Source organism: Autumnicola patrickiae, from assembly GCF_031846525.1.
Classification (GTDB): Bacteria; Bacteroidota; Bacteroidia; order Flavobacteriales; family Flavobacteriaceae; genus Autumnicola; species Autumnicola patrickiae.
Genome location: NZ_JAVRHM010000014.1, coordinates 64,459 through 80,105, shown reverse-complemented (window position 1 = coordinate 80,105; position 15,647 = coordinate 64,459). Strand labels below are relative to the sequence as shown.

Below are 15,647 nucleotides of genomic sequence, written 5' to 3'. Positions count from 1 at the left end.
CTTTGATGTGAAATTTCCGCAGTAGAAATGGGTTTTTAAGAGATTCCGCATTAAAATAAATTCTACGGAAAAAGAAAATGTAAAATGAAAGAGCAGGAAATAGATCTAAGGAGCGATACGGTTACCCGTCCCACTGAAGGAATGTTGAAGGCAATTATGTCTGCAGAAGTGGGGGATGATGTCTACAAAGAAGATCCTACGGTAAATAAATTAGAGAAAAAATTAGCCGAAATGTTCGGGAAGGACGAGGCTTTATTTTTCCCAACAGGAAGTATGGCTAACCAGGCAGCGATAAAATTACACACCCAACCTGCAGATCAGTTAATTTGTGATAAATGGGCGCATGTTTTTAATTATGAAGGCGGAGGTGCATCGTTTAACAGCGGAGTTTCTTGCAAGCTTGTAGACGGCCACCGCGGGATGATCACCGCAGCTCAGGTTGAGGAAAACATCAATCCCCCGGATTTCTATCATAGTCCGCTTACTACGCTTGTTTGCCTGGAAAATACAACCAATAAAGGCGGCGGAGCCTGTTATGATTTTGAAGAGTTTAAAAAGATCAGAAAAGTCTGTGACGAGCATAATTTGGGGCTTCATTTGGACGGGGCGCGGCTTTTTAACGCTCTCGTGGCAAAAAATGAAGATCCAAAGGAATACGGAAAAGTTTTCGATACTATTTCGGTTTGTCTTTCCAAAGGATTGGGAACACCAATAGGTACAGTACTTATTGGTAACCACGATATTATGAAAAATGCGATTAGGGTTCGTAAAGTGCTTGGTGGCGGCATGCGACAGATCGGATTTATGGCAGCTGCAGGAGTTTATGCCCTGGATCACCAGGTGGAGCGTCTTGCTGAAGATCATAAACGAGCTTCGGAAATAGGAGAGACACTGAAAAAGCAGGATTATGTTGGCGAAGTAGAGCCGGTAGAAACCAATATTGTCATTTTCTACCTAAAAAATCCTTCAGATGAAGCAGAATTTCTGAAAAAGCTTCAGAAGGAGAATATCAGGATAAGTAATATGGGCCAGGGCAAGCTCCGGATTGTAACGCACCTAGATTATTCTGAAGAATTGCATCAGCGTTTTCTCGAAGTGATAAAAATGATCGAGCTTTAAAAGTTCTTGGTTTGTAGTTTGGAGTTTTGTCACTTCAAGCGGAGTCGCGACGTTTTTAGTTCTCGCATTAGCGTTAAAAGCGACAGGTCAAAAATGGCAATTATCGGCCTGTAGTATATTTTAGATGCTGAACTTCTTTCAGCATTGCATAACTCCGAACTCCAAACTCCAAACTTCGAGCAACCTTAACAGAAGATTATAGGGCTTTTAATAAATTTCGAATGGGCATTTATGTATTTTGAAGAAAATCAAAAATAATTGAAAATGAAAAATGCATTACCTCGCAAAGAGGCACCCGGACTTATTGTTAATACCACCAACGGAATGCAATGGAAACTGCGGGAGCAGAAACCGGAGAATTTTATAATGGTCATTTTTTACCGCGGACTCCATTGTCCCGTATGTAAAAAATATCTTGAAGAGCTAAACACGAAAGTTGATAAATTTCGGGATAAGGGAGTGAGCGTGATTTGCGTGAGTGGTGATAGTAAAGAGCGTGCAGAAAAGACTGTTCAGGATTGGGATGTGGATAATCTTACTATCGGATACGACCTGGTTTCTGAAGATGCCCGAAAATGGGATTTATACATTTCTGAAGGTGTTAAATCTGAAGAACCGGAAGTTTTCTTTGAACCCGGACTATTCCTTATAAAACCTGATTTTACACTTTACGCAGCTTCCATCCAAAGCATGCCTTTCGCTAGACCAAAATTTGATGAACTTTTAAAAGCTATAGACTTTGTTCTTGAAAAAGACTATCCTGCAAGGGGAGAAGCGTGATTGGAAGTACGAGGTATAAAGTTAGAGGGTAGAAGTGGAGAGTGGAAAGTTCTAAGCTAAAGAGGAAAAAAGTTAAAGAGTTAAGGTAAAATAAAAATCCCGCAGATTTTCAAATCGCGGGATTTTCTCTTTATTTCACTTTAAAGTTTAAAGTTTAAACTTTAAACTTTAACTCTACTTAAACATATCCATTCCTGGAATATCTGGCATTCCTTCTTTGGCAACGGCTCCAAGTTCATTTTCGTTAACATCTGAAGCTCTTGAAATAGCTTTGTTTAAGGTAAGCACAAGATAATCTTCAAGTTGTTCTTTGTCCTCAAGCAACTCGTCTGCAATAGAAATATTCTTGATTTCCCTAGTCGCGGTGATGGTTACTTTTAATAATCCATCGCTGGATTCTTCATCTATAAGTACGGTTTTCAGTCGTTCTTTTGTAGCTTCTACTTTCTCCTGGGTTTCCTTGATCTTATTCATCATACCCATCATATCTCCAAACATAGTCTTCTTTTTTAAAAATGGTTAAACACAAATTTAATAAATTACCCGGTCAATAATGATCTTAAGCGGCTAATCTTAATTATTTTGTCAGGATGATTACCTTTGCACACAAAATAAAATTGAATTGAAGAAAGAGATATTGCCTCCAAGAGCTAAGAGGATTGAAAAGAGATTAGAAATACACGGAGACGTAAGGATTGATAATTATTACTGGATGAATGAGAGGGAAAACCCTGAAGTTATCCAATATCTTGAAGAAGAGAACCGGTACAATGATGAGATGACTGCTCATACAAAGGATTTTCAGCTTCAGTTATTTAATGAAATGAAGGGCCGCATCAAGGAAGATGACGAATCTGTTCCTTATAAGCTGAACGGCTACTGGTACCTTACCCGCTTTGAAACCGGAAAGGATTATCCAATATACTCCAGAAAAAAAGAGACGTTAGATGCCCCGGAAGAAATTCTGTTTAACGTTAATGAAATGGCTGAAGGTTACGATTATTACCGACTTGGCGGACTTAACGTGAGCCCCGATAATAAAATGGTCGCTTTTGCCACCGACACTGTCAGCCGCCGGAAATATACTATCCGGATTAAAAACCTTGAAACCGGAGAATTTTCTTCAGAAGAAATAAAGAACACCACAGGAAGTTCTACCTGGGCGAATGATAATAAGACGCTTTACTACACAAAAAAGGATGAACAGACGCTGAGGTCTTTTCAGATTTATAAGCATATTTTAGGCACAAATCCCAAGGATGATCAGCTGGTTTTTGAAGAGGAAGACGATACCTTCAGTACTTACGTCTACAAATCAAAATCACGAAAATACATCATCATTGGCTCCAGCAGTACGTTGACTACGGAGTACAGGATTCTTGAAGCAGATAACCCGAAAGGGGAATTCAGAATATTTCAGCCTCGTATAAGAGGGATCGAATATAGCGTTTCGCATTATGAGGGACATTTTTATATTCTGACGAACAAAGACAAGGCAGTTAATTTTAAACTGATGAGAACCCCGGTAGATCACACAGGGATGCAAAACTGGGTGGATGTAATTCCGCATCGTGAGGATTATTTGCTGGAAGACATCGATATTTTTAAGGATTTTCTTGTAGTAGGGGAGCGGAACAACGGGCTGAATAAGATCAGGATCATCAGGTGGGAAAATAATGAAGAATATTATATTCCTTTCGATAATGAAACTTATACTGCCTACACTTCAATAAATCCTGCTTTTAATACCAGCATTCTTCGCTATACCTATAACTCGCTTACCACTCCAACTTCAGTAGTAGATTTTAATATGGAAACCGGTGAAAAAACGGTTTTAAAGGAACAGGAAGTGCTTGGAGATTTTGATAAAGACAATTACGAATCTGAACGCATCTGGGCCACTGCTGAAGACGGTACAAGAATTCCTGTCACGATGGTGTACAGGAAAGGAATGGAACGAAACGGAGAAAGTCCGCTGCTTCAATATGCCTACGGTTCCTACGGTTCAACTATCGATCCCTATTTTTCTTCCGTAAGGTTAAGCCTTCTGGATCGCGGATTTATTTACGCTATTGCCCATATTCGCGGAGGGGAATATCTTGGTAGAGGCTGGTACGAAGACGGTAAACTGTTCAATAAACGGAATACTTTTACAGATTATATAGATGTTTCAAAGCATCTTATTAATGAAAAATATACTTCAGCAAATCACCTTTATGCCATGGGCGGTTCTGCTGGCGGCCTTTTAATGGGAGTCGTGATTAATATGGCGCCAAACCTTTATAAAGGAGTGATTGCCGCAGTACCTTTTGTAGATGTGGTGACGACGATGCTGGATGACAGCATTCCGCTTACTACAGGGGAATATGACGAATGGGGAAATCCGAACGAAGAAGGGTATTATGAATATATGAAGTCCTATTCACCTTACGACAATGTGGTGGCGCAGGATTACCCCAATATGCTGGTGACTACTGGGTTGCATGATTCACAGGTGCAGTACTGGGAACCGGCAAAATGGATCGCCAAGCTAAGGGAACTAAAGACAGATAACAACATCCTGCTTTTTCATACCAATATGGATGCGGGACATGGAGGTGCTTCCGGAAGGTTTGAAGCTTTAAAAGAAGTCGCAGAAGAGTATGCTTTTCTTCTCGATTTAGAGGGAATTAATAAATAATTAAAATTTTTGCCTTAACTTTGATTGATTTTATGGAATATTTAGTCGGTTTGCCTGACCTAATTTGATTTTTCATAAAATCTTTTTCTGTAAAACAACTTCGTTTATGAAAGAAGATTTGAAAGTGTACGACAATGTGTTACAGCTAATTGGTAATACACCTCTTGTACAAATCAATAAAATTACTGAAGAACTTAAAGGCCAATACTACGCTAAAGTAGAAGCTTTTAATCCGGGACACTCAGCCAAAGACAGGATTGCACTATATATTATTGAAGAAGCTGAAAGAAAAGGAATCCTGAAACCGGGAAATACCATTGTGGAGACCACATCTGGTAATACGGGTTTTAGTATTGCTATGGTAAGTATAATTAAAGGTTACGAGTGCATTCTGGCAGTAAGTTCCAAAGCATCCAGGGATAAAATCGATATGCTAAGGACTATGGGCGCTAAAGTTTACGTCTGTCCGGCGCACGTCTCGGCAGACGATCCAAGATCTTATTACCAGGTTGCCCGCAGGATTCATGAAGAAACAAAAGGTTCGGTTTATATTAATCAGTATTTTAATGAGCTTAATATGGAAGCGCATTATCACACTACCGGTCCCGAAATCTGGAAGCAGACAGAAGGTGAAATCACACATCTTGTTGCCTGTAGTGGGACGGGAGGAACAATTTCGGGTACCGCAAAATACCTGAAAGAGCAGAACCCCAATGTGAAAATTATTGGCGTTGATGCTTACGGTTCTGTTCTGAAGAAATTCCACGAAACGAGGGAATTTGATTCCGAAGAAATATATCCTTATAGGATTGAAGGCCTGGGAAAAAACCTGATCCCCACAGCTACAGATTTTGATGTTATCGACAAATTCGTGAAAGTAACAGATGAGGAGAGCGCGCATACAGCACGAAAACTGGCAAAAACAGAAGGCCTCTTTTTGGGATATACCAGTGGTGCGGCGATGCAGGGAATCCTTCAGTTAGCAGAAGATGGGGAGTTTAATGAAAACAGCAAGGTTGTGGTAATCTTTCCAGATCACGGTTCGCGTTATATGAGTAAAATTTACAGTGACGACTGGATGAATGAACAGGGATTCTTTGATACGCAGAACGAAATTTCTGTTCAGCAAATAGAATTTATAAAATAAGATCCATTTTTTAAATATTAGAACAATAAAACATCCGCTAAGTGCGGATGTTTCTGTTTTTAAAAGTTTCTGCTAAGGCTGCTAAATAACTTTGGGCAATTGAGGCGATTTTAAGTACTTTTGTGGCTCGTATAAAAAAGAATCAATGAGAGATTTATTTGACAAAATATACAAAGACAAAGGGCCTTTGGGCAAATGGGCAGACCAGGCTGAAGGTTATTTTGTATTTCCTAAACTGGAAGGAGAGATTTCAAACCGAATGAAGTTTAGGGGAAAAGATGTTATTACCTGGAGTATTAACGATTATTTGGGTCTTGCCAACCATCCGGAAGTGCGAAAAGTTGATGCCGAAGCTGCAAAACAATATGGATCTGCTTACCCAATGGGAGCAAGGATGATGAGCGGGCATACAGATCTTCATGAAAAATTGCAGGATGAGCTTGCTTCTTTTGTAAATAAACAGGCTGCTTATCTTTTGAATTTTGGTTACCAGGGAATGGTTTCTACCATAGATGCTTTGGTTTCGAAATCTGATGTTATTGTATACGATGTAGATGCCCACGCTTGTATTATTGACGGGGTGAGATTGCACCTTGGTCAGCGTTTTACCTATAAGCACAACGATATGGCCAGTATCGAAAAGAACCTGCAGCGTGCTACTAAAATTGCTGAACAAACCGGAGGAGGGATATTGGTGATTTCTGAAGGGGTCTTTGGAATGCGTGGCGAACAGGGAAAGCTGAAGGAAATCGTTGAGCTGAAGAAAAAGTACAATTTCAGATTATTTGTAGATGATGCACACGGCTTTGGAACTCTTGGTAAGACAGGGGCCGGAGCAGGTGAGGAGCAGGGTGTACAGGACGATATAGATGTATATTTTGCCACATTTGCCAAATCTCTTGCAAGTACTGGAGCTTTTATTGCCGGAGATAAGGAAATTATGGATTATCTAAAGTATAATTTACGTTCCCAGATGTTTGCCAAATCCTTGCAAATGCAGTTAGTGGTAGGCGCTTTAAAAAGGCTGGAAATGTTGCGTACAATGCCTGAATTAAAGGAAAAACTTTGGGAAAACGTAAATGCGCTGCAAAACGGACTTAGAGAACGAGGTTTTGATATAGGAAGCACGCAAAGTTGTGTGACTCCTGTATATTTGGAAGGAAGTATTCCGGAAGCTATGGCTTTGGTTCATGATTTAAGGGAAAATTACGGAGTTTTCTGCTCTATTGTGGTTTATCCGGTAATTCCAAAAGGAATGATTCTCTTAAGACTTATCCCAACTGCTTCGCATAACCTCACCGATGTTGAAGAAACGCTGGAAGCTTTTTCTGCAATCAGGGAGCGTTTGGAAAACGGAACCTATAAAAGATTATCTGCCACAGTAGCCGCGGCTGCTGCTGAAAAGGAATAACATAAAATATATTTATTTTAGGGGAGAGGGTGAAAATGGCAATTTTCGCCCTTTTTCTTTTTAGGCTATTAAGTTCCTGCCGTACTTCTTCTGATGCTTTTCGGCTTCAAGATGAGGTCTCATTTTTTACAATTATCGGCCTGTTGGTAAGTCTGTTAATTAGTATCCTCTGTTTCAGGTTGTTTGTTGGAGGGATTCTTTTAGATTAGTAAAGACAAAGTAGGTCTAAAGGTACTAATACGTTTTATGCTAAAAATAATAAGCACTGGTGCATTGTTCTGTGTAATTAAGCCGTGAAGAAAATTTTAATAATATTAAATACTGCCGGTCTTGTTGGTACTCTAATCTGGCTAATGCAAGAAAAATCTTGGGAGCCTCTAGTCACTTCTTTTGGATTAATAGGAAGCTTAATAGTTCTGATCTATTCTAATTCCGACTCACAGTCAAGTGTTAAAATGAAGCAAAAAGGTGGAAAAAAATCAAAAAATTACCAGTCTGCTGGAGACATGACAATAAATAGCAAAGATGATTAACGACAAGAATTTAAAACAAGAGGGAGGCGAGCAGTCTACGAATCTTCAAGGACAGAACGTAAACATTTATAATGGGATTTCATACTCAGATGCCAAAGAAATTTTTAATGATTTGTTTAAATCTAATTTTCTCCAGTTAAAACATGATGCTGCAGATGTGGCACAACAAAGAGCCGAAGAGATTACAGGTAAATTTTTAGACAATTTAAATACGAAAAGTCCTGAGTCGATTAAAGAATTCAAAGAGCCAGCAATGCAAGATGCCTTGTTCACGGCTCAAAAAGAATTTGCAAAATCAGGAGATTCTGACTTAGGAGACTTACTGGTAGATATTCTCGTTGATAGAGCTCAAACAAACAAGAGAAATATGCTTCAACTTGTATTAGATGAATCACTGAAAATTGCCCCTTCTTTAACCGTTGAGCAGCTAGACACCTTGAGTTTGAATTTTTTATTAATAAGAACTAAGTCAACAGGTATTCGAGATTCTAATGACTTGGCTGCTATGATTAAGAGAGACATAGAACCTTTTGTAAATAATTTATTATCAGATAATAATACCTACAATTATTTAGAATTTCACAGGTGTGGTCATGTTAGAACGGGAGGATTTGGAAACCTTGAAAATAACTTGAAGAAGACATACAAGGGTTTGTTTTCAAAGGGAATTTCGATGGAAGAAATTGAAAAAACATTAGGTGAAAAGAATAATTTCCCTTCATTAATTATGCCTTGCTTGCATAATAAATCTCTATACCAAATTTCTACAATTGATGATGAAGTTCTAGACCAAGAAATGGGGAAATTGAATGTTCCTGATGCCCAAAAACTTAAATTTAAACAGATTTTTAATAAATCAACAATGAATGCTACAGAGGTAAAGAATTTGTTGATTAAAACTAATTCATGTATGAAGAGGGTCTTTAAAACATGGAATAATTCAAGATTTAAAAATTTTGAGGTATCAAGTGTTGGAATTGCAATTGCTCATGCAAATTATAGAAGAAGAACGGGATGCACCTTGGACCTTTCTATATGGATAAATTAAAACTACACACAACGACATGTATTATGCATAGCTATCCTACAGTATAGCGACCCATGCAAAGAATTTAAGCCCAAGCAGAAATAAAAAGATATGAATTTAACAGAAAGTCTCGATTTAAAACGATGTCCTCACTGTAGTATAGCTAATCCAAATGTGACTCGAGTCCATCAATTTAATACTCAAAATGCCAATAAAACGGTTTCACGAATTTGGTTAGTATATGTATGTAAGACATGTGGAGGCGCTATTATAGGTGCTAGAAATCATCAATTCTCAAGAGCTTTGGAAATATATCCCACGAATAAATCTGTTGATGAAAGCATACCAAATAAAGCTAAACAATTTCTAATCCAAGCTATTGATACTATACATGCTCCATCTGGTTCAATTATGCTATCTGCCAGTTCGATAGATGCTATGCTGAAAAATAAAGGATATAAAGATGGAAGTTTATATTCAAGAATAAAAAAAGCTGCAGATGATAACATCATTACAGAAGGAATGTCAGAATGGGCCCATCAAATAAGATTAGAAGCTAATGATCAAAGACACGCTGATGAAGATGCTAGTTTACCAACTGAAAAAGATGCTCAAAGAATTGTCGATTTTGCAATGGCATTAGCTGAATTTTTATACGTGTTACCGACCAAGGTAATTGAAGGAATTGAAGAAACTAAAGATCAGTAATTTAGCGAGCACACAACAACGCATATCGCGCAATAGCTGAGATTGTCTTGCGCTGTTCCCTTTGGTCGGAACCTGCGAACAATTAAGCTCGCCAGCTCTTTTTCATAGGACGGGACCTTGTAAGTAATTTTTACATAAAGATTCACCAGATCAGACTTTTTAAAAACATACTATTATTTCAAAGGAATATTTTCCTCATAGGAATATTTATCTCTATTGTCATTGGAACCTTAGGTAGTGATTTTGGACGGATTGGATTATTCTATTTCTTTATCAGTCCAAAAATTCATTACTTAATCTACTAGATAAGAGGTAACTACGAATATTATTATTATTTCAATCTTGGGTTTCGTAGAAGTATTCTTTGGTTATCTACAATAATTCTTGGCATAATAAATATTTTAATTTTTTCAATGCTATGAAAAACCTTCATGTAGATAGCATACGAAAATATTATGATGGTAAATTAATATTGAGTGACATTTTCTTGTCTTGCAGAAAAGGAGAAATTGTAGGGTTAATTGGGAGAAACGGTTCAGGAAAATCTACTTTATTAAAAATTATTTTTGGAATTGAAAGTGCAGAAAACAGATTTGTAAGAGTTGATTATAAAGTTCTAAAGAGCTTTAGAAATTCTAAGAAGTTTATAAATTACCTCCCGCAAGAAAATTTCCTGCCCAGCGAAATTAAAGTGCAAACCATTATAAAATTATTTCTTCCAGAGAAAAGACGGATTCAATTACTCAGGAATGTTTTTATTGAACCTTTGTTAGGAAAGAAATTTAATGTTCTATCTGGTGGAGAAAAAAGAATATTGGAAATACTTTTATTATTAAACTCAGAAGCTGATTTTGTATTATTGGATGAGCCGTTTAATGGTGTTGGTCCGATTATTAAGGATTTAATTATCCAAATTATAAACGATGAAAAAGCACACAAAGGCTTTATTATAACAGATCATGACTATGAGAATGTAATGAAAGTAACAGATAGAATTTTCTTCCTTAAAAATGCGTGTTTAAAAGAGATAAAAGATAAAGAGGAGCTTGTTCAACATGGTTATCTAACAAAAACTATTTATAACAACAAATAAAATGCTTAAATCAGTCTTAAATCTAAAGTTCTTGCTCGCTTGCAGTGTCTGCTTGTGCTGTGCTGTTCCCTTCGGTCGTAACCTGTGGACAATCAAGCTCGCCGGTTTGCAATGTTTTTATACAGGACATCAATATTAATATGAGAACAAAACTAATTTTAATAACGATGCTTTTAATAGTTGGCAAAAGTTTTGCCTGTAGCTGTGACACTCCGAAACCAGCCATTGAATTCTATGAGTCTCATTATGTTTTTGAAGGAGAGGTAATTGAAAAGATCTATGCTTCAGATTCGTTAACCAATACCGTGACTTTTGAGATTAGCAAGCATTATAAAGACGGAGATAATCCACAATTTTTAAAATTTAAATTAAATTCTGAAGCAGAGGTCACAGGGCTGTATTCTTCCTGTTACTGGACTGCCAAGAAGGGAGATAAATGGTTGGTTTATGCTAAAAAGAAAGACGGAGAGTTAGATTTTCAATTTTTCTGTTCAAATAGTAAGCCGCTGGGTCGATTAAAGATATATCCTTCTGAACAAAAAGTTTTAGATAATGGAAATAAGCTGGATTTAAATCAGTACCGATACACAGCTTATAGTGCAAAACCAATAACGAATGTAGATTCTATTTTAGAAAAGTATCAAAATCAGAAGTTTGCACCTTCAAAAACATTTGCTTCCGTATGGTTGGACATAGACAAGCATGGAAATCTAAAGAAAGCTAATCTTCATCCTAACCAGGAATTAGAATACGAAGAAATAGATACCATCTTTGGGATGAATCAGTTTAAAAACGTTTACAGAGAACCAAATTCCGATTTAGAAAAAACTGCTTTAGAAATAGCTGAAAAAATTAAAGAATGGGAAAAATACTATTATCTGGATCTTGAGGAACCTGTAAAATACCGAAAATGGTTAAAAATATATGTTGATAAAGATTCGATTCTACAAGTAGAGTAATAGATTTTTTTTAAGTAGAAGCTGTAATTATGCTGCGCTCTTCCCTTAGGTCAAAACCTGCGGACAATTCACCAACTTTCACTTTTTAATCAGTAAGCTTCAGAAAATTTGGAACAACACCAGAGAATAGAAATAAAATTTATATAATTGTCTTAATACTACCCGCGTCGGTCAAACTCTTTAAAACACGATTTAAAATGAAGAATTTAATTCTTATAGGTTTAGGAATTTTACTTATTGGATCTACAATTTGTTTAATATTGGTAGACCATTTATCGGGAATTACAAAAGCTTTAATTATGGTAATAATCTTTGGTAGTAGTTATGCACTAATTCGTCTCTTTGCACAAAAAAAGATTTAATAATAGCCGATTCTATATTTTGTTATAACACAAGCCTTCAGCACCAATTATAAAATTGATTTCAAGATGAATAAAAAAGGAATAATTGGTATTTCGGCAATTCTAATTGTGGTGGCAGGATATTTTATTATTGATAGCCTTCTATTTGATGGTATAAAGCCGAGAGTTATTGATGAAAATGAATTTCATGCAAATTTTTACTCTAGCCCAGAGACTGAGAATAAAACAACTGTTGTTTTAATTGGTGGAGGTCAATGGGGAGAATACTGGGGAGCAGAAATAGCTAAGAATGGTTTTGTAGGTTTATCTATTCCCTACACAAATGTAGAGGGCCTACCCGAACTGCCTGAAGAAATTCCCATAGAGTATTTTGAAAATGCAATTAAATGGATAGGGCAGCAACCTGAAGTAAATCCGGGGAAAATAGTTGTAATGGGAGCTTCACGAAATGCGGAGCTGGCATTAGTAATTGCATCTTCTCTACCTGAACTTGTTAGTGGGGTGATAGCCTATGCACCGAGTTCCGTTTCCTGGGCTAATACTGTTTTACCATATAATTCAGATGAAATGAAGCCGGGTTGGACGTATAGAGGAGAAGCTATTCCTTATGTGCCCATGAACAAGATTTCCGGTGGTGATTCTAATACCATCAACACGTTGAAGTATTGGGAGGAGGGTTTAAATAAAGAGGAATTTGTTAAAGATGCTGCAATAAAGGTCGAAAAAATAAAAGGACCCGTTTTAATGTTTTCAGGCAAAGATGACCAGGTATGGCCTTCTTCCCAAATGGCGGACCTTATAGAAACTCGTTTAGAAGAAAATAATTTTGAATATCAGTTTAAGAATATGCAATATGATGATGCGGGACATTTAATATCCGGCAACCCGGAATCAAATTCCGAAGCAAGAACCGGTACAATGACCATCCACGGAAACCAGTACTCTTATGACTATGGAGGAACAAATGCAGGAGATTTTAAGGCTAAACAAAATGCCAGATCGGAAGTAATGAAGTTGATTAAAAATCTGTGAAATGGAGAAAATGATCTGTTGCTAAAATCTTCAAATGGAGAAAACCTGGATAATAGTAATAACAATATCGCTTTTTCTAATAATTACTTTTATTTATTGGAAGTTTACCCGTAAGAGTATTAAGACCAAATACGGGCACAATCAGAAAAAATGGGGAGCGAGAGCTTTCTACTGGCAGGATGCACTGTACATTTGTACCGGAATTACATTTCTAATCTTAGTTCTTTTAAAATGGACGAATGTCTTGAATTTTTAGTTCAAAAAGAAGAAATAAAAGAAAGACGAATTAATTGGACAATAGAAAACCCTTCCGCAATTTCCGCGGAAGGGTTTCTCATTTTAATTTACGGCTTTATAGCTCGTTCAAGATTATTGCTTTTTAAGATAAACAACTCCCATTGGTGGCAGCGTAAGCGCAATAGAATTGTCTTTACCATGTGTTGGCAAAGGTTTGGCTTCTACAGGCTCTCTGTTACTTACATTACTTCCTCCAAATTCTTCTGAATCTGAGTTGAAAATTTCTTTCCATTTTCCTGTTTCAGGAACTCCAATGCGGTAATTTTCCCTTGGAACAGGAGTTAGATTACAAACCACCATTATCGTATCCTTTTCTTTCTCACCTTTTCTCAGGAAGCTAATGATACTGTTCTCATGGTCATTAATATCTATCCATTCAAAACCTTCACTCTCAAAACTCTTTTCGTAAAGTGCAGGTTCCTCTTTGTATAACCTGTTTAGAGCCTTCAGGGTCTCCTGAATTTGCCTGTTTGGAGCATTATTGGTTTCATGCCAGTCCAGGCTGGAATCGTGGTCCCATTCTGTTCTCTGCCCAAATTCAGCACCCATAAAGAGCAACTTTGTACCCGGGTGTCCGTACATATACGCATAAAGGCTCCTCAGGTTGGCAAATTTATTCCACTCGTCTCCCGGCATTTTATTCAGAATAGCTTGTTTACCATAAACCACTTCGTCATGACTTAGCGGTAGCATAAAGTTTTCTGTAAATGCATAGGTTGTACTGAAGGTAATGGTGTTTTGATGGTATTTTCTATGGATAGGATCTTCCTGAAAGTATTGGAGCGTATCGTGCATCCATCCCATCATCCATTTCTGTCCAAATCCAAGGCCTCCCATATAAGTTGGTTTGGAAACCATTGGCCAGGCGGTTGATTCTTCAGCAATAGTTACAATATCCGGAAATTCGCCATAAACAGTTTCATTAAATTCCTTAAGGAAACTTATTGCTTCAAGATTTTCGTTTCCGCCATTTTCGTTAGTCTCCCATTCTCCTTCTTTTCTGGAGTAATCCAGGTAAAGCATAGAAGCAACGGCATCTACACGTAATCCGTCTACATGGAATTTATCAAGCCAAAAAACCGAATTACTTATTAAAAATGAGCGTACCTCATTTCTTCCGTAGTTAAAAATATAACTCTGCCAGTCGGGATGAAATCCTTTTCTTGGGTCGGCATGTTCGTAAAGAAACGTTCCGTCGAAATAGTGGAGCCCGTGTAAATCTGAAGGGAAATGTGAAGGCACCCAATCCAGGATTACACCAATTCCTGCCTGGTGAAGCGCATCTATTAAATGCATAAAATCCTGCGGACTACCAAAACGGCTTGATGGAGCAAAATATCCTGTAACCTGGTAACCCCACGATCCGAAGAACGGATGCTCCATAACGGGCATAAATTCTACGTGGGTAAAGCCCATTTCATTTAGATAAGCAGGTAATTCTTCTGCCAGTTCCCTGTATGTAAGAGAGCGGTTGTCTTCTTCGGGTTTTCTTCTCCAGGAACCAACATGAAGTTCGTAAACCGAATAAGGTTTCTTTTTCTGAGCCTCCTTTTTACGTTTCTTCATCCAATCCCCGTCATTCCAGGTTCCTTCCAGATCCCAGACTACAGAGGCCGTATTAGGCGGAGTTTCCCACTTAAATGCAAACGGATCTCCTTTTTCTGCTTCGTAACCGTTGTTATGGGAACGGATAAAGTATTTATACATACTCCCGTTCTTTGCTTCAGGAATAAAAGCTTCCCAAATACCAGATTCATCATTCCGCGGCTTCATAGGGTTGGTTTGCCTGTCCCAGCCATTAAAGTCACCAATCACCGAAACAGTTTCGGCGTTCGGAGCCCAGACAGCGAAATAAACTCCCTGTTTACCCTGGTACTCCATGAGGTGGGAGCCAAACTTTTTGTAAAGGTGATAATGTTTTCCTTCTCTAAAAAGGTGCACATCATATTCAGAAAGAAGGCTTGCTCCCTCTGCCACTTCACTTTTCTTAGTGCTTTTTTTATTAGGAGTTGCCTTAGAAGCGACTTTCTTAGCTTTTTCTTTTGCCTTCTTTGCAGCATCCTCTTTTTCATCTGGTAACAGCGTGTCAACAGCTTTATTTACTGTCTTCTTCACAGTTTTCTTTACCGTTTTTTGATCAGGAAGTATAGCCTTTGCGGTATCTCCCAGGGTTTTTTGTGTTTCTTCATCTGGTAAAACTTTTTCAGCAAAGTCTTTTACAGTAGAAGAAAGATCATCAGAATCCTTACCTGTGGTTTTCTTCTTATCAGATGTCACAGATTTTCCTGTTTTAGAAGGATCTACCTTCTTTTCTTCTGCATTCTTTTTAGCCACTTTCTTTTCTACTCCACTGGCCTTAACTGCAGATTTTGCAGTAGTACCGGCTTTAGGTTTAGATGTTTTTTTTGTTCCTGTGCTGGCTTTAGAAGTTTTCTTGGCAGCAGTTTTTTTCTCTGATGCCGAAGTTTCTTCAGGAATAGCCTTTTTTGGCTTCGGAAG

At 37.6% G+C, this 15,647-nt stretch carries 13 protein-coding genes; 11 read left to right on the top strand and 2 right to left on the bottom strand.

What is annotated here, in order from left to right; translation table 11 throughout:
* Positions 1 to 84: 84 nt before the first annotated feature.
* On the top strand, positions 85 to 1,119 hold the full coding sequence (locus RM549_RS12665) for a threonine aldolase family protein (protein WP_311685396.1): 1,035 nt from the start codon (positions 85 to 87) through the stop codon (positions 1,117 to 1,119).
* 264 nt (positions 1,120 to 1,383) lie between these two features.
* Positions 1,384 to 1,899 carry a redoxin domain-containing protein gene (locus RM549_RS12660; RefSeq protein WP_311685394.1) on the top strand — a complete coding sequence of 172 codons (516 nt, stop codon included), beginning with the start codon at positions 1,384 to 1,386 and terminating at the stop codon, positions 1,897 to 1,899.
* Positions 1,900 to 2,073: 174 nt separating this feature from the next.
* Here the strand turns inward: RM549_RS12660 and RM549_RS12655 are convergent, their stop codons facing one another.
* The gene (locus RM549_RS12655; protein ID WP_311495856.1) at positions 2,074 to 2,397 is read right to left on the bottom strand and encodes a YbaB/EbfC family nucleoid-associated protein; all 324 of its coding nucleotides are present in this window, start codon (positions 2,395 to 2,397) and stop codon (positions 2,074 to 2,076) included.
* A gap of 124 nt (positions 2,398 to 2,521) precedes the next feature.
* Here RM549_RS12655 and RM549_RS12650 point away from each other — a divergent pair, with 124 nt between their 5' ends.
* The 9 genes from RM549_RS12650 to RM549_RS12610 all read left to right on the top strand — a co-directional run bounded on the left by RM549_RS12650 (position 2,522) and on the right by RM549_RS12610 (position 12,851).
* Positions 2,522 to 4,579, top strand: a complete 2,058-nt coding sequence (locus RM549_RS12650) for a S9 family peptidase (RefSeq protein ID WP_311685392.1) — start codon at positions 2,522 to 2,524, stop codon at positions 4,577 to 4,579.
* Between the two features lie 106 nt (positions 4,580 to 4,685).
* Positions 4,686 to 5,726, top strand: a complete 1,041-nt coding sequence (capA, locus tag RM549_RS12645) for a cysteate synthase (protein ID WP_311685390.1) — start codon at positions 4,686 to 4,688, stop codon at positions 5,724 to 5,726.
* Positions 5,727 to 5,871: 145 nt separating this feature from the next.
* On the top strand, positions 5,872 to 7,137 hold the full coding sequence (capB, locus tag RM549_RS12640; RefSeq protein WP_311685388.1) for a cysteate-C-fatty acyltransferase: 1,266 nt from the start codon (positions 5,872 to 5,874) through the stop codon (positions 7,135 to 7,137).
* Positions 7,138 to 7,430: 293 nt separating this feature from the next.
* Positions 7,431 to 7,670, top strand: coding sequence for a hypothetical protein (locus RM549_RS12635; protein WP_311685386.1), 240 nt, complete (start codon positions 7,431 to 7,433; stop codon positions 7,668 to 7,670).
* Positions 7,663 to 8,718 carry an LPO_1073/Vpar_1526 family protein gene (locus RM549_RS12630; protein WP_311685384.1) on the top strand — a complete coding sequence of 352 codons (1,056 nt, stop codon included), beginning with the start codon at positions 7,663 to 7,665 and terminating at the stop codon, positions 8,716 to 8,718. The genes RM549_RS12635 and RM549_RS12630 overlap by 8 nt, the downstream gene beginning before the upstream one ends.
* A 90-nt stretch (positions 8,719 to 8,808) precedes the next feature.
* Positions 8,809 to 9,405, top strand: coding sequence for a DUF4145 domain-containing protein (locus RM549_RS12625; RefSeq protein ID WP_311685383.1), 597 nt, complete (start codon positions 8,809 to 8,811; stop codon positions 9,403 to 9,405).
* A 418-nt stretch (positions 9,406 to 9,823) separates the two neighbouring features.
* On the top strand, positions 9,824 to 10,498 hold the full coding sequence (locus RM549_RS12620) for an ATP-binding cassette domain-containing protein (protein WP_311685382.1): 675 nt from the start codon (positions 9,824 to 9,826) through the stop codon (positions 10,496 to 10,498).
* 167 nt (positions 10,499 to 10,665) lie between these two features.
* Positions 10,666 to 11,457 (top strand): hypothetical protein, encoded by a 792-nt coding sequence (locus RM549_RS12615; protein ID WP_311685380.1) that lies wholly within the window; start codon positions 10,666 to 10,668, stop codon positions 11,455 to 11,457.
* Positions 11,458 to 11,885: 428 nt separating this feature from the next.
* Complete coding sequence (locus tag RM549_RS12610; protein WP_311685378.1) at positions 11,886 to 12,851, top strand: acyl-CoA thioester hydrolase/BAAT C-terminal domain-containing protein; 966 nt, start codon at positions 11,886 to 11,888, stop codon at positions 12,849 to 12,851.
* Between the two features lie 369 nt (positions 12,852 to 13,220).
* Here RM549_RS12610 and glgB read toward each other — a convergent pair whose 3' ends face one another.
* The gene (gene glgB / locus RM549_RS12605; protein WP_432264715.1) at positions 13,221 to 15,125 is read right to left on the bottom strand and encodes a 1,4-alpha-glucan branching protein GlgB; all 1,905 of its coding nucleotides are present in this window, start codon (positions 15,123 to 15,125) and stop codon (positions 13,221 to 13,223) included.
* Positions 15,126 to 15,647 lie beyond the last annotated feature (522 nt).

Excerpts from the sequence above, each read along its gene's own strand:
- capA (WP_311685390.1), top strand. The coding sequence starts at position 4,686 with ATGAAAGAAGATTTGAAAGTGTACGACAATGTGTTACAGCTAATTGGT.
- RM549_RS12630 (WP_311685384.1), top strand. The coding sequence starts at position 7,663 with ATGATTAACGACAAGAATTTAAAACAAGAGGGAGGCGAGCAGTCTACG.
- RM549_RS12665 (WP_311685396.1), top strand. The coding sequence starts at position 85 with ATGAAAGAGCAGGAAATAGATCTAAGGAGCGATACGGTTACCCGTCCC.
- RM549_RS12615 (WP_311685380.1), top strand. The coding sequence starts at position 10,666 with ATGCTTTTAATAGTTGGCAAAAGTTTTGCCTGTAGCTGTGACACTCCG.
- RM549_RS12660 (WP_311685394.1), top strand. The coding sequence starts at position 1,384 with ATGAAAAATGCATTACCTCGCAAAGAGGCACCCGGACTTATTGTTAAT.
- RM549_RS12655 (WP_311495856.1), bottom strand. The coding sequence starts at position 2,397 with ATGTTTGGAGATATGATGGGTATGATGAATAAGATCAAGGAAACCCAG.
- RM549_RS12620 (WP_311685382.1), top strand. The coding sequence starts at position 9,824 with ATGAAAAACCTTCATGTAGATAGCATACGAAAATATTATGATGGTAAA.
- capB (WP_311685388.1), top strand. The coding sequence starts at position 5,872 with ATGAGAGATTTATTTGACAAAATATACAAAGACAAAGGGCCTTTGGGC.
- RM549_RS12625 (WP_311685383.1), top strand. The coding sequence starts at position 8,809 with ATGAATTTAACAGAAAGTCTCGATTTAAAACGATGTCCTCACTGTAGT.
- RM549_RS12610 (WP_311685378.1), top strand. The coding sequence starts at position 11,886 with ATGAATAAAAAAGGAATAATTGGTATTTCGGCAATTCTAATTGTGGTG.